Annotated in this window: 13 protein-coding genes; 6 read left to right on the plus strand and 7 right to left on the minus strand. The window is 75.0% G+C overall.

The genetic code is table 11. The features are described from left to right. Window positions 1–6: 6 nt before the first annotated feature. Together IHE55_RS25910 and IHE55_RS25915 are read left to right on the plus strand one after the other, a co-directional pair. Window positions 7–1,173, plus strand: a complete 1,167-nt coding sequence (locus IHE55_RS25910) for an alpha/beta hydrolase (protein WP_197991233.1) — start codon at window positions 7–9, stop codon at window positions 1,171–1,173. Continuing rightward, window positions 1,059–1,352: a hypothetical protein gene (locus IHE55_RS25915; protein ID WP_197992255.1), complete on the plus strand. Its 294-nt coding sequence runs from the start codon at window positions 1,059–1,061 to the stop codon at window positions 1,350–1,352. Before IHE55_RS25910 ends, IHE55_RS25915 begins: the two co-directional genes overlap by 115 nt. Before the next feature lie 42 nt (window positions 1,353–1,394). Here IHE55_RS25915 and eno read toward each other — a convergent pair whose 3' ends face one another. Next, window positions 1,395–2,702: a phosphopyruvate hydratase gene (gene eno / locus IHE55_RS25920; RefSeq protein ID WP_197991234.1), complete on the minus strand. Its 1,308-nt coding sequence runs from the start codon at window positions 2,700–2,702 to the stop codon at window positions 1,395–1,397. A 179-nt stretch (window positions 2,703–2,881) separates the two neighbouring features. Here eno and IHE55_RS25925 point away from each other — a divergent pair, with 179 nt between their 5' ends. The 3 genes from IHE55_RS25925 (at window position 2,882) to IHE55_RS25935 (ending at window position 5,324) form a co-directional block, all read left to right on the plus strand. Continuing rightward, window positions 2,882–3,304, plus strand: coding sequence for a MarR family winged helix-turn-helix transcriptional regulator (locus IHE55_RS25925; protein WP_197991235.1), 423 nt, complete (start codon window positions 2,882–2,884; stop codon window positions 3,302–3,304). A 404-nt stretch (window positions 3,305–3,708) separates the two neighbouring features. Then, window positions 3,709–4,290, plus strand: a complete 582-nt coding sequence (locus IHE55_RS25930) for a snapalysin family zinc-dependent metalloprotease (protein ID WP_197991236.1) — start codon at window positions 3,709–3,711, stop codon at window positions 4,288–4,290. Window positions 4,291–4,718: 428 nt separating this feature from the next. Next, window positions 4,719–5,324 carry a flavodoxin family protein gene (locus IHE55_RS25935; RefSeq protein WP_197991237.1) on the plus strand — a complete coding sequence of 202 codons (606 nt, stop codon included), beginning with the start codon at window positions 4,719–4,721 and terminating at the stop codon, window positions 5,322–5,324. A gap of 176 nt (window positions 5,325–5,500) precedes the next feature. On the opposite strand, the gene IHE55_RS31765 is transcribed toward IHE55_RS25935, so the two are convergent. After that, complete coding sequence (locus IHE55_RS31765) at window positions 5,501–5,761, minus strand: hypothetical protein (protein ID WP_443742615.1); 261 nt, start codon at window positions 5,759–5,761, stop codon at window positions 5,501–5,503. A 75-nt stretch (window positions 5,762–5,836) separates the two neighbouring features. On the opposite strand from IHE55_RS31765, the gene IHE55_RS25945 reads away from it, so the two are divergent. Next, complete coding sequence (locus tag IHE55_RS25945) at window positions 5,837–6,448, plus strand: TetR/AcrR family transcriptional regulator (protein WP_197991238.1); 612 nt, start codon at window positions 5,837–5,839, stop codon at window positions 6,446–6,448. A 276-nt stretch (window positions 6,449–6,724) separates the two neighbouring features. Here IHE55_RS25945 and IHE55_RS25950 read toward each other — a convergent pair whose 3' ends face one another. The 5 genes from IHE55_RS25950 to IHE55_RS25970 form a co-directional block, all read right to left on the minus strand. Next, a complete protein-coding gene (locus IHE55_RS25950; RefSeq protein WP_197991239.1) occupies window positions 6,725–7,645 on the minus strand; it encodes a class I SAM-dependent methyltransferase in 921 nt (306 codons plus the stop codon). Between the two features lie 459 nt (window positions 7,646–8,104). Beyond that, window positions 8,105–8,776, minus strand: coding sequence for a helix-turn-helix transcriptional regulator (locus tag IHE55_RS32780; RefSeq protein WP_197991240.1), 672 nt, complete (start codon window positions 8,774–8,776; stop codon window positions 8,105–8,107). Further along, the gene (locus IHE55_RS25960; protein ID WP_197991241.1) at window positions 8,773–11,334 is read right to left on the minus strand and encodes a type I polyketide synthase; all 2,562 of its coding nucleotides are present in this window, start codon (window positions 11,332–11,334) and stop codon (window positions 8,773–8,775) included. Before IHE55_RS25960 ends, IHE55_RS32780 begins: the two co-directional genes overlap by 4 nt. 22 nt (window positions 11,335–11,356) lie before the next feature. Next, window positions 11,357–12,487 carry an adenine nucleotide alpha hydrolase family protein gene (locus IHE55_RS25965; protein WP_197991242.1) on the minus strand — a complete coding sequence of 377 codons (1,131 nt, stop codon included), beginning with the start codon at window positions 12,485–12,487 and terminating at the stop codon, window positions 11,357–11,359. Between the two features lie 18 nt (window positions 12,488–12,505). Further along, window positions 12,506–16,135: an amino acid adenylation domain-containing protein gene (locus IHE55_RS25970; RefSeq protein ID WP_197991243.1), complete on the minus strand. Its 3,630-nt coding sequence runs from the start codon at window positions 16,133–16,135 to the stop codon at window positions 12,506–12,508. Between the last annotated feature and the right edge of the window lie 13 nt (window positions 16,136–16,148).

Genomic DNA, 16,148 nt, shown 5'->3' on the forward strand with positions numbered 1-16,148 from the left:
CGGAGCATGCCACCGATGCTTCCGCGCCGCTCGCTTCTCGCCGGCGGCGCCCTGCTCGCCGCCGGCGGGCCGGCCCTGCTGTCCACCGCCCCCGAGGCCCGCGCCGCCTCGCGGGTCGTCACCGAACGGCGCCTGGACGAGCGCCTGGTGGAGCTCACCGTCGATTCGCCCGCCCTGGCCGCCCGCAGCACGGTCGCCCTGCTGACCCCGCGCGGCTGGCGGGAGCGGGGCCCGGACGACCGCTGGCCGACGCTCTACCTCCTGGCCGGCGGCGACGGCGACCACACCGTGTGGACGACGATGTTCCGGGTGCAGGACCTGCCGGAACTGCGCGATGTGCTGGTCGTCATGCCGGCCATGCCGCTGTTCGGTTTCTGGACCGACTGGTGGAACCACGGGGCCGGCGGGCCGCCGCGGGTCCGCAGCCACTTCCTCCGCGAGGTGGTGCCGCTGGTCGAGGAGCGGTACGGCGCGGGTCCGCGCCGCGCGGCGGCCGGTGAGTCGCAGGGAGGGTTCGGCGCGTTGTCCTTCGCCTCCCGGGTGCCCGGCCTGTTCCGCGCGGTCGCCTCCTTCGGGGCACCGGTGCACCCCATCCGGCACCCCGAGGTGTGGCTGTCGGGCGCCGCGTTCGTGGGCATCGACGGCCACGCCATCTTCGGGGACCCCTGGAAGCAGTGGGAGGTCTGGCTGGACTGGGACCCGTTCCACCGCGCGGAGGGCCTGCGCCGCACCCCCGTCTACCTCGCCGCGGGCGACGGCACCCCGGGGCCGCTCGACGGGGACGAACCCGAACCCCACATCCCCGGCACCGAGAAGTGGATCGCGCTCCTCCCCGACGACGTGGTCTCCGTCACCGAGGCGGTCTGCGGGCGGGAGGCGCGCATCCTGGGCCGCCGACTCGAACAGCTGGGCGCACCGGTCACCACCCACATCTACCCCGGGACCCACACCGGTACCTACGGCCACCGCGAGCTGCGGCACGCCCTGCCGATGCTGACCCGGGCCCTGCTCCGGCCCACCCGCGGCGGCCGGGGAAAAGGCCGTGGCGGGCCGGCGTCCTGGTCCGGGACTCGGGCTGGCGCGCCTGGCCGCCCAGGCTGCCGGAGCAGCCCATCTTCTACCCGGTCCTGGACGAGGACTACGCGGTCCGGATCGCCCGGGACTGGAACGTGAAGCACGACGGTGCCGGTTTCGTGACGCGCTTCGCGGTGGACTCGGAGTTCCTGACCCGGTACCCGGTACGGCAGGCCGGCGGGCGGACCATCCTCGAACTGTGGGTGCCGGCCGAGGAACTGGACGCGTTCAACGCCCACATCGTCGGCCCCATCGAGGTCGTGCACGAGTTCCGCTGACACCGGGGCGGCACCGGGACCGCCCCGGCGCCGCCCCGGTGTTCACGCCCGGCGCAAGGCGTCCCGGCCCGCGAAGCGCGCCGAGTCGCCCAGCTCCTCCTCGATCCGGATCAGCTGGTTGTACTTCGCCGTGCGGTCGGAACGGGAGAGCGAACCGGTCTTGATCTGACCGCAGCCGGTCGCCACCGCCAGATCCGCGATGGTGGTGTCCTCCGTCTCCCCCGAGCGGTGTGACATGACGGCCGTCCAGCCCGCCCGGTGGGCCGTGGTCACCGCGGCCAGTGCCTCGGTCAGGGTGCCGATCTGGTTGACCTTGATCAGCACCGAGTTGCCGACGCCGGAGCGGATGCCCTTGCGCAGCAGCGTCTCGTTCGTGCAGAACACGTCGTCCCCGGTGAGCTGGCAGCGGTCGCCGACGCGGGCGGTCAGCTCGCGCCAGCCGTCCAGGTCGTTCTCCGCCATCGGGTCCTCGACGGACAGGACCGGGTAGGCGTCGATGAGACCGGCCAGGTGGCCGGCGTGTTCGGCGGGGGTGCGGCGTACCCCCTCGCCCGCGTAGTCGTACACCCCGTCGCGGAAGAACTCCGACGACGCCGGGTCCATGACCAGGCCGATGTCCGTGCCGGGCCGGTAGCCGGTGCGCTCGATGGCGGCCACCAGGAAGTCGAGCGTCTCCTCGGCGGTACGCAGCTCGGGCGCGAAGCCGCCCTCGTCGCCGACGCCCGTGGAGTGTCCGGCGGCCAGCAGATCGCGGCGCAGGGTGTGGAAGACCTCGCTGCCCATGCGGACGGCTTCGGCGAAGGTGTCCGCGCCCACCGGCACGATCATGAACTCCTGGAAGTCCAGTGGGTTGTCGGCGTGCGCACCGCCGTTGACGACGTTCATCATCGGCAGCGGCAGGAGGCGGGCGTCGGCCCCGCCGAGGTAGCGGTAGAGGGGCTGCCGGTGGGCCGCCGCGGCGGCCTTGGCCGTGGCGAGGGAGACGCCGAGGATCGCGTTGGCGCCGAGCCGGGACTTCGTGGCGGTGCCGTCCAGGGCGATCAGCGCGGCGTCGAGACCCGCCTGGTCCGAGGCGTCCCGGCCACGCACGCACGCCGCGATCTCCCCGTTGACGTGGGCCACCGCACGGTCGACGCCCCTGCCGTGCCAGCGCGCAGCGACCCCGTCGCGCAGTTCCACGGCCTCCCGGGCGCCGGTGGAGGCGCCGGACGGGACGGCCGCGCGCCCCAGGGACCCGTCCGCCAGGACGATGTCCACCTCGACCGTGGGATTGCCCCGGCTGTCGATGATCCGGCGGCCGATGACGGTTTCGATGACGGTGCTGGCAGTGCCGACTGCCGGTGCGCGCATGGGAGTTCCTTCCCGTTGTCGTGTGCCGTGGCCCCCGGGTGCGACAACGCTGGCGCTGAGCCCGACAGCGGCAAACTCTACAGCAATGCTGCTCAGTTTTGCTGTTCAGATTGGCTGTGTAGTACTGCTGTGCAGGTCAGCGGCGCGGGCCGGGGCGGCCGGCGGGGTAAAGTGCTCCCGTGCCCACGCCGGAAGCCGCCGCCATCGCCGCCGAACTGCGTACCGCGATGGGCAAGCTCACCCGACGCGTCAAGCACGAGGACCGCATTCCGCTCGGCCAGGCCGCCGTGCTCGGCGCGCTCGACCGCAACGGCGCCATGACCACCAGCGACCTCGCCGCCGATCAGCGCGTACGCCCCCAGTCGATGGCCCGGGCGGTGGGGCTGCTCATGGAGCAGGGCCTGGTCACCCGCCGCGCGCACCCCACGGACGGCCGCAAGTCGCTCGTCGAGCTGACGGAGGCGGGCCGGGTCGCACTGGAGGCGGAGCGCGGCCGCAGGGCCGGCTGGCTCGCGCAGGCCATCGAGGCGGAACTCACCGAGGAGGAACGGGCGTTGCTGGCGCGGAGCGCCGCCCTCCTGGAGCGGCTCGCCGCACGGTAGGTGTGGCGTCCCGGCCGGTGACGCGGCCGGACGGTGCGCGGCTGCCGATGCGGAGCTGACCGGTGCGGGCGCGGTGGCGATGGCGCCCGCACGGGCGGCCATGAACAGCGCCCCGCCCACCGGGAGTCGGCGCCGGGTCGGCCGGTGGCGCCGCGGAGGCCCGCGTCCCCGGTGCGGCGGCGGAGCCGGCCGGTGGCCTCCCGGTGGCACCCCCACCCCGCGCACACCTCCGCCCCGGCGTCTCCCCTCCCGTGCCCCGTGCCCGCGTGGACGTTATGGCCGATCGGTATGAGTGGCTGCCGCCGGGGTCGAACATACTTCCCTCAGCACCTTGACGGTTCACCGACAACCGGGTTTTCCGGGCCCGTTCCCCCGCGGCGCCCGGCCCCGGCGAAAGGACAGCCATGTTCCGCTCCACGTGGTTCGCAGCAGCCGGCACCGCAGCGGTCATCACCATGATCGCGGCCCCCGCGGGGCACGCCGGATCCGCCTCCTCCACGGCTGCCCCGAAGAGCGCTTCGGCGGTCACGACCCTCTACTACGACGACTCCCGGGCCGCCGGCTGGGAAGCGGCCATCACCGCCGGGGTCGCCTCGTGGAACACGAACGTCACCAACGTGAAACTGGTGAAGGCCCAGCCCGGCACCCGTGCCCAGATACAGATCATCGCCACCACCGGCTGGCCGCAGGCCACGCTGGGCCCGGTCCGCCCGGGCGGGCAGGGACGGGTGGAGCTGGGCAGCCAGGCGGTCGCCCAGGGCCACGACAAGACCCGCATCGTCGCCCACGAGCTCGGCCACAACCTCGGCCTGCCGGACACCAAGCCCGGCCCCTGCTCCCAGCTGATGTCGGGCTCCAGCGCGGGCATCAGCTGCAAGAACGCCGTCCCGAACGCCACCGAGCGGTACCGGGTCGAGTCCGCCTACGCCACGCGCACCGCCGCGCAGACCCCGACCGACGGCCGCGTCCTGATCGACGCACCCTGACGGTGCCACCGGTGGCACCGGCGCCGGACCGCGCGCCCGGTCACCCCGATGGACGGCGGGCCCGCGCGGAACCGCACGGGCCCGCCGCGCCGCCCCGCGGCACCTGTCGTGAGGCGGCCGGTGCCGCCGGACGCCCCGCGCCCCGCCCGACCGTGACGGATCCGCGGCGGGCACGGTCCGGCCACGGGTCCCGCCGGGCGGCGCCGGGGCGCGGGCGGGCGTGCGGGCCCGGGCGGCGGACCGGGCCCGCCGCGCCCGAGACGGCCGGACGGCCCGGGGCGCGCATACCGGCGACCGGGCCGGGCCGTCCGTGCGCGTGCGGATCACCCGTCCGGTTCTGACGGGTTCGCGACGGTGTGGTCTAGGGTCGGTTCCGCTGTGCCAGGGGCGGGGTGACGGTCCACCACCGATGTCTGCGAGGGCTGCCCATGCGCGCCGTGATGATCAACTGCACGCTGAAACGCTCCCCGGAGCGCTCCAACACCGAAGTCCTCGCCGCCGTCGTGGTCCAGGCCCTGCGCGACCGTGGCGTCGAGGTGACGACCGTACGCCTGGCCGACCTGGACATCCCGCCGGGCGTCGCCACCGACCTCGGCGAGGGCGACCAGTGGCCCGGGGTCCACGCCCGCCTGCTGGAATCCGACATCCTGGTGGTGGCCACCCCCACCTGGGTGGGACGCCCTTCCTCCCTGGCGCAGCGCATGCTGGAGCGGATGGACGCGATGCTCTCCGAGACCGACGACGAGGGCCGGCCGGTCGCCTACAACAAGGTCGCCGGGGTCGTGGTCACCGGTAACGAGGACGGTGCCCACCACGTGATCTCCGAGGTCGCCGGCGGGCTCGTGGACATCGGCTTCACCATTCCCGGCCAGGCGTGGACGTACTGGAACCGGGGACCCGGCCCGGGGCCCAGCTTCACCGAGACCGACGAGGGCCACGCGTGGTCGGTCAGTACCGGCAAGGCCATGGCGGCGAACCTGTACGCCGTCGCCCGCGCCCTGGCCGACCGGCCGATGGGCGCACCGCCGAGCTGATCCGGCCGCCCGGGCTCGGTCCCCGTCGCCCGCCGGCAGCCGGGCCGACCCGCCCCGGTGGCCCGCCCGATGGGCCACCCGGAACCGGTGCCGGTGCCGGGTTGCGGCCCGGGCCGTCGCGCCGGGCCGGTCGCCCGCGCGGGGCCCCCGATGGCGGGCGGCCGCCGGACGGGGCGTCAGGCCGGGGCCACCGTGCCCGGACCGGAGCCGTCATTGCGTGCCCCTCGGTCCTGACCGGTGCCGCACTCGACGTCGAGCAGGTCCGGGCCCGGACTCCCCGCGACCACCGCCGCCACCAGCGCGTCGGGACAGCGGAGGCGGGCCCGGTCGTAGCGCTCGGGGTCCGTGCCGAAGGACTCCGTGGCCTCGTGGTGCCGGTGGGAACCGTGCTGTGCGGAACGGACCGCGGCCCGCTCCGGGAGGTACGGTGGGCGCATGCCCACTCGTCGACGCGGGTGGTGCCGGCACGGCTCGCCGACCGGCGGGGCCGGTACGGAAGGGGAGTGCGCGTCATGCCCACCGGGGTGACCCTGCGGGACGCCCGCGAGCAGCTGTTCGACGCCGCGGAACGGGTGCTGCTGAGAGACGGTCCCAGCGGGCTGACCAGCCGCGCGGTGACCACCGAGGCGGGCTGCGCCAAGGGGGTGCTGCACCGGCACTTCGCCGACTTCGAGGCGTTCCTCGCCGAACTGGTGCTGGACCGCATCGCCCGGATGGAGAGCCGGTCCGCCGCGCTGTGCGCGTCCGCCGGGACCGGAACGGTCGCCGGCAACCTCACCCGCGCGCTCAGCGAGTTGTTCGGATCGGTCGCGGTCGCCGTCGTCGGCCTGGTGATCTCCCGCGACGGGCTGCGGGCCCGGCTGCGCCGGGCCGGCTCGACCGGCGTGCCGCTCCTGGCCGAGGCCACCGCCCAGCTCGCCCGCTACCTCGCGGCCGAACGGGAGCGGGGCCGCGTCGCGGCGGACGCCGACCTCGACACGCTCGCCCCCACCCTGATCGGCGCCGCGCACCTGCTCTTCGCCGACCGGGACGGCGGTCCGGTGGCACCCGAGGCGGTCCACCGGGTCGTCACCACGGTGCTGGCCGGCGCCGTCCCCGTACCGGAGCGGCCCGACCGGACCTGACGCCCGCGGGGAAGGGGCCCGACGACCACCGGCGACCGGATCCGACGCCCGCCGGGAAGGGGCCGGACTACCATCGGCGAACGGACCCGACGCCCTCCGGCGACGGCCCGACGCCGCCGTCAGGAGGCCTGACATCCGCCGGCGAGGGGGCCCGACGACCACCGCGAAGAGGCCTGACCACCGTTCACCGACCGGGCGAGGCCGGCACCGTACCCACGGCCCCCGGCCGCCCCAGGCGCCTGGCCCCCGGCCGCGCCGGGCCGCCGCGCCGGGCGGTCAGCCTCCGCCGTGTGGCTTCACGGCGGAGGCGAGGACGTAGTCCAGTCGCGCCATGTCCCGGTCCAGCAGCGCCCGGTCGGCCATGCCGTGCCTGAGCATCCGCAGGTAGAGCGTGCTCACCCGCCGGGCGAACGCCGGCTCGTCCACCGCGCGGCGGATGTGGGCCAGCCACGGTTCCCACACCCGGTCCCGGATGCTGCGCACCCGCACCTGCGCGAAACCCGCCTCACCCAGCTTCCCGGCGTACGCCTCCCGGTCGTGCCAGTTGCGGTCGTCCACCGAGTGTTTGATCCAGTCCAGTGCGGGGGAGCCCAGGGCGGCGCGGGGGCCGGCGCCCGGCATCGGCACGATGTCCGCGGTGGCCAGCACCCCACCGGGGCGCAGCACCCGGAACGCCTCCTCGAAGAACCGGGTGCGCGGCTGGTAGTGCATGGCCGACTCCAGCGAGACCACCCGGTCGAAGCAGTTGTCCGGGAACGGGATGTCGGTCGCCGAGGCCAGCTGGAAGCGCAACCGGTCGTGGAGCTTCTCCGCGCGCGCCCGGGCCCGCGCGGCGGCCACGTGGCGCGGGGTGATGTTGATCCCGAAGATCTGGTACGGCTCGCGGCGGGCCAGCCAGCGGAAGTCCTGGTCGCCGAAGCCGAACCCGCAGTCCAGCACCGTGTCGCCCGGCCCCATCCCCGCCGCCTCGGCGAGCAGATCGGCCAGCGCGTGCTGCGCGTGGTCGTACCGGGCCGTCCCCGGCTCCCAGTAACCCACGTTGAAGTAGGTGCCCTCCTCCGACAGCAGGTTCGTCGGCGGGTGCATCTCGTACAGACTGCGGACCCGGGTGGTCCAGTCACTGGACCACCGGTGCCGGAACAGGCTGGTGAGGATGCGGGCGTCGGTGCGGGGGGAGACGCGTAACGGAGACACCATCGGTGACCCTTCCGTCCGGGCGGGCCGCGTCCGGCGTACCGGGGCCACGGCACGCCCTCCGGCGGCCTGCTGTGGTGGAGTGCGGGAAACCGGCCGTCCGCCGCGGCCGGGCGTGCCGAGTCTCCCCCGGGACGCGCCCCACCGGAAAGATCCCATCCCGGTCGAGGTGGGCGATTCGGCCACCATTCGTCCGGAACCGCACCGGCACGGACCGGCACGACCCGGTACACCGACCCCGCGCACCGGCACGACCCGGCACACCCACCCCGCGCACCGGCACGGACCGGTACGCCGGCCCGGCGAGGCACCCCCGGCGTACGGCCCCGCGCCCCCGGCGCGCCCGCGGCCGGTGCGCGGCCCACCCACCCTGGGCCGCGCACCGGCCGTTGGCGCCCGTTGACCGCGCCACCGAGCGGTCCGGCCGCCGCCCGGCGGGTGCCGGGAGCGGCGGCCGGACCGTCACCTGACGCGTCCCTCGGCGACCCGGGGCGGCCAGGTGCCCGCCGCCAGCAGCCCGGTGGAGAAGGCCCGGGAGACCAGGGCCGTCCGGTTGGGCACCTGGAACCGGCGGAGCAGCCCGGTCACCCGGTAGTCGATGTTCTGACGGCTGAAGTGGAGCCGGGACGCCAGGCTCAGGGTGGAGTGGCCGGCCGCGATCCCCTCCAGGATGCGGGCGTCCACCGGGGTGAGACAGGCCCCGCCCGGACCCGCCGCCTCCGGGACCGCGGCGGGCGGGGGCCCGGAAGCCACCAGGATCGCCGTCACCCCCAGCGGGCCGCCGCGCACCGCGTAACCGGTGAGCGTCACGGTGGGCCCGCCCGCCGGCCGCCGCGCGGTGGGTATCCGCTCGGTGAACCGGTGGTCCGTGCCGTTCAGCAGCCGGGCCAGCCGCCGGGCCAGCCGGCCCCGCGCGGTGGGGTGCACCAGGTGCAGCAGCGGCCGGCCGCACACCTCGGCCGAGGTGCCGCCGAGGTGCCGGGGGAAGCGCTCGTCGGCCTGCCGGACGACGAGGTGGGCGTCGATGCTCGCGACGCCCACCTCCTCCTCGCGCGCCCCCCGGTGGCCCGGCACCGCGCCCGGCGGGCCGGGCGGGCCACCGGCCACCGCGCGGGCGCAGGTGGGCACGGTCACCCCACCACCCCGTCGACCAGTTCCTTGATGGTCGGGTGCTCGCTTTCGATGGTGGCCGGCAGGTGGCGGCCCAGCTCGTCCCCGAGCCTGGCGATGATGTCGATGAGCATCAGTGAGTCCATGCCCAGTACGAACAGGTCGGTTTCCACGCCGGGCAGTTCGTCGGTACCGCCCTGGAGCATGGCCGCGATCTGCCGGCGGAGGAAGTCCTCCACCAGTGCCTGACGGCCGGCGCGGTCGGCGCGCTCGTAGCGGGCACGCAGGCCGTCCGCCGCGGCACCGGCGGACGGCTGCCCGTCACGCTCCGGGTCCACCCAGTGCCGCTTGCGCTCGTACGGGTAGGTGGGCAGCGGCACCCGGCGGTGCTCGGTGCCGAACCACACCGGCCAGTCCAGGTCCGCGCCGAGCGTCCAGGCCCGCCCCAGGGCCTCCAGCAGCGCCCGCCGGGCCGGTGCCGCCCCACCGGGCGCCGGCGTCAGCTCCAGCCGGGTCAGCCCCTCCTTCGTCAGCAGGGCGGCGATCGCCTCCTCGTCGCCGCCGTCCGGACCGGTCCAGGTGGCCGGGTCGGCGGCCTCGCCGGGGGTCAGCCAGTGACCGTCGCCGCCCACCGCCACCGGCAGTTCACCGTCCGCCGGGGTGCCCATGGCACCGCCGGCCAGCACGGTGAGGGCCTGCCCGAGACCGAGGACCCCCGCCAGGCACCCGGCCACCAGCCGGCCGACGCCCCGTCCGCACACCGCGGCCGGCCGCACACCGGCCGCCCGGCAGGTTTGGGCGAGCGCGTACCCGGTGACGAACGCCGCGACCGCGTCCCCGGCGGCGCCGGACAGCAGCCCCGCCGCGTCCGGCCCGCCGGCGCCCCGGGCGGCGGCGCAGTCGTCCACCGCCTCCCGGAACGGGGTGACGCACCGGTACAGCTCCGCGGCGTCCGGCGCCGGCCCGGTCAGCGCGCCGCAGACCAGGGCGAGCGCCGCCGGGGTGTCGCCGGTGCCCGCCAGCACCCGCGCCGGGTCGTTGACCGCCAGCGCCAGGGCCGCGTCCGCGAGGTCGTCGCAGACCACGGCGCGCCGGTGCGTGAAGGGCCGGCGGCCGGTGGCCAGGGTGTGCGCCACGGCCGCGAGGTCCAGCTCCCGGTGGCGCCGCAGGTGGCGGGCGAGGTCGCCGGCCGCCCGGGTCAGCGCCCGCGGGGTGCGGGCGGAGAGCACCAGCAGCTCCGGACCGCCGGGACGATCGGGGGCCGGCGCCGGGGCCGGCGGCTCCTCCAGGACCACATGGGCGTTGGTGCCGCCCACCCCGAACGAACTGACCCCGGCGCGCCGCGGGCCCCCGTCGGACTGCCACTCGGCCGTCTCGGTGGCGATCCGGAACGGCCCCTCGGTGACGTCGATGTCCGGGTTGGCCCTGCGGAAGTGGAGGCTGGGCGCGATGGTCCGGTGCCGGAGCATCAGCGCGGTCTTGATCAGCCCCGCCAGGCCCGCGGCGACGTCGAGGTGGCCGATGTTGGTCTTGACCGACCCCAGCAGCACCCGGCCCGGCGGCACTCCTTCGAACGCCCGGGACAGCGCGGCCACCTCGATCGGGTCGCCGAGCGCGGTGCCGGTACCGTGCGCCTCCACGTAGCCGATGGTCTCCGGCGGACAGTCCGCCACCCGCTGCGCGTCCCGGATCACGTCCGCCTGGCGGGCGACGCTGGGCGCGGTGTACCCCGACTTCAGGGAGCCGTCGTTGTTCACCGCGGTGCCCTTGACCACGGCGTACACCGTGTCACCGTCCGCGACCGCGTCCACCAGGCGCTTGAGGACGACCACCCCCACGCCGCTGGAGATCACCGTGCCGCCCGCGTCCGCGTCGAAGGCCCGGCAGTGCCCGTCCGGAGAGAAGATCATCCCCTCCTGGTGGAGGTAGCCGCGCACCTGGGGCACCCGCAGATGGACCGCCCCGGCCAGCGCCGTGCCGCACTCCCCGGCGAGCAGGCTCAGGCACGCCTGGTGGACGGCGACCAGCCCGGTCGAGCAGGCGGTGTTGACGCTCATGCTCGGGCCGCGCAGGTTCAGCTTGTAGGACACCCGGGTGGCGAGGAAGTCCTTGTCGCCCGCGAGCATCAGCCGGTAGTGGCCCACCGCCGACTCGCGCCGGAAGCGCTCGGCGAGGTTGGTGAGGAGATAGGTGTTGAGGCCCGCGCCGGCGAACACCCCGATCTCCCCGGGGAAGCCCAGCGGCTCGTAGCCGGCGTCCTCCAGGGCGGCCAGCGAGCACTCCAGGAAGTGCCGGTGCTGCGGGTCGAGGATCTCCGCCTCGTCGTCCGGAATGCCGAAGTGCCCGGCGTCGAACTTCTCCAGGTCCGCCAGCACATGGCCGGCCTTCACATAGCCGGGCTTGCCCACCTCCTCGGGGTCGGCCCCCTGGGCGAGGAGTTCCTCGTCGGTGAAGTGGACGAGGCTCTCCCGGCCGTCCCGGAGGTTGCTCCAGAACGCCTCGGCCGTGGTCGCGTCGGGGAACCGGCACGCCATGCCGATGATGGCGACGTCGGTTTCCCGGATCGCCGTTGTCTGCTCCATTGTCTGCTGCGCCTCTCGTTCTTCAGAGGGTGATGCCGAGATCCGCGGCCACGGTCCGCATGCCGAGGAACCCTTCGGTGACGAACTGCGCCGCGTCCTCGGTGGCGCCCAGTTCGCGGAACACCTCGACCAGTTCCCGCCGTTGCTCCGCGGGGTCACCGCGCTGCTCGGCGATGTCCAGGACCACCCGCTTCATCCGCTCCTCGATGACGGGCAGGTCCGCCGCCCGCGGGAAGGTGATGCTGAAGGTGGAACGGTCGTAATTCTTGTTCCGCCGCACCGACCGGCGGTGACTGGCGGCGTTGAGCTTGTAGAACATGCAGTCCCAGTTCTTGAACGAGTAGTAGTTCAGGAGCGGGAACAGCGTGCAGTGGGTCTCCAGCGGGGACGAGTTGTACAGTCCCTTGGCCTTCAGCTCGGCGACGATGCGGTCCGGGTCGTAGGAGTAACGCATCGCGATGAACGGAAAAACGATCTTCGGCAGGTCCTCGTCGTCGGCGAAGAGGATCTGCTCCGCCTCGCTGCGGAACACCTCGTCGGTCAGCCGGGCGCCGAAGGTCTGGTAGAAACCGCGGACCACTTCCCGGGTGTCCGACTCCATGGTCAGGATCTGCTGCGGATCGGCGCACAGCGCAATGTACGGAATGCGGTTCCGGAAGGCGTAGAGAATCGCGCGGATCACGAAGAAGGTACGGCAGGAGATGCACGGGAGTTTCTCGTCGAGATACTTCCCGGGTTTCGTGACCGGGCGGTTGAACACCTCCCGCATCACCGTCTTGATGTTGTCGTCGTCCGAATCCAGCACGAAGGTCGCGGGAATCTTCTCCCGCGCCAGGGCGATGTTGTCCGCCGCGTGCGCGCTTTCGAACGGGACGTCGAAGGTGTAGGCGACCACCCGCTTCCCGTACTCGTTGACGAACTTGTCCAGCATGTAGGTGCTGTCCTTGCCACCGCTGTACATGAAGAGGCAGTCATGGTCGCCGTGCGGATTGGGTCCGCTGCGGGTGAACTCCTCGTGCACCTGCTCGGTGTAACTGAAGTTCTCCATCAGGTCGCCGACGACTCCGAGCCGGCACAGGCTGCACACGCCGTCGTCGTCGAGGCTGACGCCCGGGTGCTCCTCCTTCAGAGCGCATATCTGGCAGACACGCATGGTGATCCTTCTTCCGGGTCATCGGCCGGTGTCGTCGGCCGTGCGGACTTGCTGCCGTCGCCGACGCAGAGCGGCGAGGCCGGTACGGGACGGCCCGGTGGCGGCGCGCGGCTGCGGCACCGCCGGGCCGGGGCCGGTACGCCCCGACCGCCGGGCCCGCAGGTGGCGGGCCATCGACCGGACGGTGGGGTACATGAACATCTCGACGCGGGACAGCGCGGCGTCCAGGTCGGCGTTGAGCCGGCCCATCAGCCGCATCAGCAGCAGCGAGGTGCCGCCCGCCTCGAAGAAGTTGTCCTCGGCGCCCACCGCATCGAGCGCCAGCACCTCCCGCCACAGGCCGGCGACGCTGCTCTCCAGCTGGTCGGCGGGAGCCACCCGCGGGCCCCCGGCACCGGCCGGGCGGGGGAGCGCCCGCCGGTCGGTCTTGCCGTTGCCGGTCAGCGGGATCGCGTCCAGCTCGACGAAGGCGGTCGGCACCATGTAGGCGGGCAGGGTCTCCAGCAGCCGGGTGCGCAGCTCCCCGGGCCGCACCCCGGGGGCGCGGGTCACCAGGTACGCCACGAGCCGCCGGTCCCCGGGGCGGTCCTCCCGCACCGTCACGACCGCCTCGGCGACGCCCGGGTGCAGCAGCAGCGCCTGCTCCACCTCGCCCGGCTCGATCCGGTAGCCGTTCACCTTCACCTGCTCGTCGATGCGGCCCAGGTACTCCAGGTCCCCGTCGGGGCGCAGCCGCACCAGGTCACCGGTGCGGTAGACGGTGTCACCCGGACCGCCGTAGGTGTCCGGCACGAATCGCTGCGCCGTCAGCTCCGGCCGGTTGAGGTAGCCGCGGGCGACGCCGGCGCCGCCGATGAGGAGTTCGCCGGGGATGCCGGGCGGTACCGGCCGCAGCCGGCGGTCGACGACATGGCAGGTGGTGCGGGCGATCGGCCGGCCCAGCGTCACCGGCTCGGCGGGGCGGACCCGCTTGACGGTGGACCAGATGGTGGTCTCGGTGGGGCCGTAGAGGTTCCACAGCGGCGCGCCGAGCGCGAGCAGTCGCCGGGCGAGGTCGTCCGGGAGCGCCTCGCCGCCGCACAGCAGCCGCGGCACCGGGGCGTCCGGCCGCCGGGGCCAGCCGGCGTCCAGCAGCATCCGCCAGGTGGCCGGGGTGGCCTGCATCACCGTCGGCTCCACGCGTTCGATCAGGTCGCGCAGGGTGGGACCGTCGGCGGCGGCGCGCTCCGGCGCCACCTCGACCCGGCCGCCGGCGGCCAGCGGGGCGTACAGCTCCAGCCCCGCGATGTCGAAGCAGACGGTGGTGACGGCGAGCAGGGTGTCGTGCTCGGTCATCCCCGGGGTGCGGCACACGGAGTCGATGAGGTTGGTCAGCGCGCGGTGCGGGATCCGTACCCCCTTGGGGCGACCGGTGGAGCCCGAGGTGTACAGCACGTAGGCGTCCTGGTCGCCGTCGACGTCCGCGCCCGGTTCGGGGGCCGATGCCGCCACCTCGGGCCAGGACCGGTCGAGCAGCAAGGTCTCCGCATGGCCGCCGGGCAGCCGGGCGGCGGGCGCGGACTCGGTGACGACCAGGCGGAGCCCGGTGTCCTGGAGCATGTACGCGATGCGCTCGGCCGGGTAGACCGGGTCGAGCGGTACGTAGGCGGCCCCGGACTTCATGATCCCCAGCAGCGCCACCGGCAGCCGGACGGACCGCTCCAGGTGGACGCCGACCAGGTGGCCGGGGCCGATGCCGCGGGCCCGCAGATGCCCGGCGAGGGCGGACGAGCGGCGGTCCAGCTCGGCGTAGTCGAGGGTCTCCCCGCCGCAGGACACGGCCGGGGCGTCCGGCCGGAGCGCCGCCTGCCGGGACACCAGCTGGTGCACACAGGCGGCCGGCGGGGGCGGTGCCGTGAAGTCCCCGCGGGCGCCTCTGCGCCGGTCCTCGGTACCGAGCGGAAGGGCGGTCAGGTCCGCGGGGTCGCCGCCGGCCGCGGCGGCGAGGAACGCGGTCGCGTACCCGGCGAGCAGCGTCCGGACGCCGGGTTCCAGGACGCCCTCGCGCACCAGCCACCGGCACGGGCCGGGCGTCCCGCCGGCGGGGATGCGGATGAGCAGCGCGGTGCCGTCGGCGGGGGCGGCCGGGGCCGTGGGGTCGTCACAGACCTCCACGGCGATCGGCAGGCCGGGCGCGGCGGGCCGCCGCTCGCGCAGCCGCGGGTGGCGCGGCCACAGGTCCAGGGGATGGGTGCCGCGGCGGGTGGCCTCGTCCGCCGCCGCGGCGGCCCGCGCGGCGAACGCGGCCGGGCCGGTGCCGTCCGCCGCCGGGACGCGCAGCGGGACGAACGGCGCGTACAGCGCGGCGACCGACGGCCGGCCGGCACCCGGGCGGGGGACGGCCCAGTGCACGTCGGAGCCCTCCGCCACACCGGCGCGGACCAGGAAGGCCAGGTGCGCGGCGAGCAGCCAGCGGTCGAGGGGGAGCCCGGCCCGGCGGGCCGCGCCGGCCGCGTCCCCCGGGACGGGCACCGGGATCTCGTGCACCCCGCCGCCCGGCGCGGGGGCACCGGCGCCGGGGAGTTCGGCCGGCACCACCGCCGCCAGCCGGCGGACCCAGTACGCCTCCTGGCGTACGGTTCCGGACTGGGCCTCGGTGGCGGCGGCCAGCAGCTCCGGGCCGGGCACCGGCAGCGGACGGCCGGGCCGCACGCCGTACCCACCCAGGGCGGCGCCGGTGAGCGGCTCGCCGCGGGGCGTGGTGAGCCCGGTGAGCCGTACCGCGCCGTCCGCCACCGCCACCACCACACCGCCCTCCTCGGTGCCCAGGACCGTGCCGGGCGGTGCTCCGGGCGGCTGCGGGACCGGGACGGGGGCGAGCCCGCCGACCAGCACCGCGCCGTCCGCGGTGGCGAACTTGACGGTCCCGAAGCTGTTGGGGTACGGCCCGTGGTCCGCGGCCCGGACGGCGGCGTGCAGCGTCGCGGCCGGCTGGTCCCAGCACAGGAAGCCGCCGCCGGCCGGCCGGTCGAAGCGGCCGTGGTAGGTCCGGGCGGACAGGTCCTGCGGGGTGCGCCGGAGCGTGCCGGTCTCCAGCCGCTCCACCAGCTCGGCGAAGGACGCGTAACCGGCCTCCAGGCACTTGACGTCGAGCGTGTGGCTGGTGTCCTCGGCGGTCACGGTGACCGGTCGCCGCACCAGGACGTCGCCCTCGTCGGCGCCCTCGGTCATCACGTGCCAGGTGACGCCGTGGGTGGTCTCGCGCTCCAGCAGGGCCCAGGTGGTGGCGTTGAGGCCGGCGTGCCGCGGCAGCGGTCCGTCGTGGAAGTTCACCGGCAGCCCGCGCGGCAGGCCGAGCAGCTCGGCGGGGAGCATCCGCAGGTTGGCGATGCTGAACAGGTGGTCGAAGGGGGTCTCGGACAGGTGCGGGACCAGGTCGGGTCCGAAGTCCAGGGCGCGCAGCCCGTGGTCCCGCGCCCAGTCGCGGATGCCGGCGTCCGGGGACACCAGGCCCAGTACCCGGTGACCGTGGCCCAGCAGCAGCTCCGCGCAGCTCACCACAAGGGAGTTGCCGCCGATGAGGACGCAGCTGAAGGGACGGCCGGGGTCCGGGTTCCGGGGCGCCGGCCGGTGGCCGGGTCGTGGAGGTGAGCCCTCCGGCAGGTCCATCGGATTCCCCCTG

Origin of the sequence: Streptomyces pactum, from assembly GCF_016031615.1 — a bacterium.
GTDB classification, from domain to species: domain Bacteria; phylum Actinomycetota; class Actinomycetes; order Streptomycetales; family Streptomycetaceae; genus Streptomyces; species Streptomyces pactus.

Coding starts and splice junctions, on each gene's coding strand:
- IHE55_RS25910 (WP_197991233.1), top strand. CDS start 7: ATGCCACCGATGCTTCCGCGCCGCTCGCTTCTCGCCGGCGGCGCCCTG.
- eno (WP_197991234.1), bottom strand. CDS start 2,702: ATGCGCGCACCGGCAGTCGGCACTGCCAGCACCGTCATCGAAACCGTC.
- IHE55_RS25930 (WP_197991236.1), top strand. CDS start 3,709: ATGTTCCGCTCCACGTGGTTCGCAGCAGCCGGCACCGCAGCGGTCATC.
- IHE55_RS25935 (WP_197991237.1), top strand. CDS start 4,719: ATGCGCGCCGTGATGATCAACTGCACGCTGAAACGCTCCCCGGAGCGC.
- IHE55_RS31765 (WP_443742615.1), bottom strand. CDS start 5,761: ATGCGCCCACCGTACCTCCCGGAGCGGGCCGCGGTCCGTTCCGCACAG.
- IHE55_RS25945 (WP_197991238.1), top strand. CDS start 5,837: ATGCCCACCGGGGTGACCCTGCGGGACGCCCGCGAGCAGCTGTTCGAC.
- IHE55_RS25950 (WP_197991239.1), bottom strand. CDS start 7,645: ATGGTGTCTCCGTTACGCGTCTCCCCCCGCACCGACGCCCGCATCCTC.
- IHE55_RS25960 (WP_197991241.1), bottom strand. CDS start 11,334: ATGGAGCAGACAACGGCGATCCGGGAAACCGACGTCGCCATCATCGGC.
- IHE55_RS25965 (WP_197991242.1), bottom strand. CDS start 12,487: ATGCGTGTCTGCCAGATATGCGCTCTGAAGGAGGAGCACCCGGGCGTC.
- IHE55_RS25970 (WP_197991243.1), bottom strand. CDS start 16,135: ATGGACCTGCCGGAGGGCTCACCTCCACGACCCGGCCACCGGCCGGCG.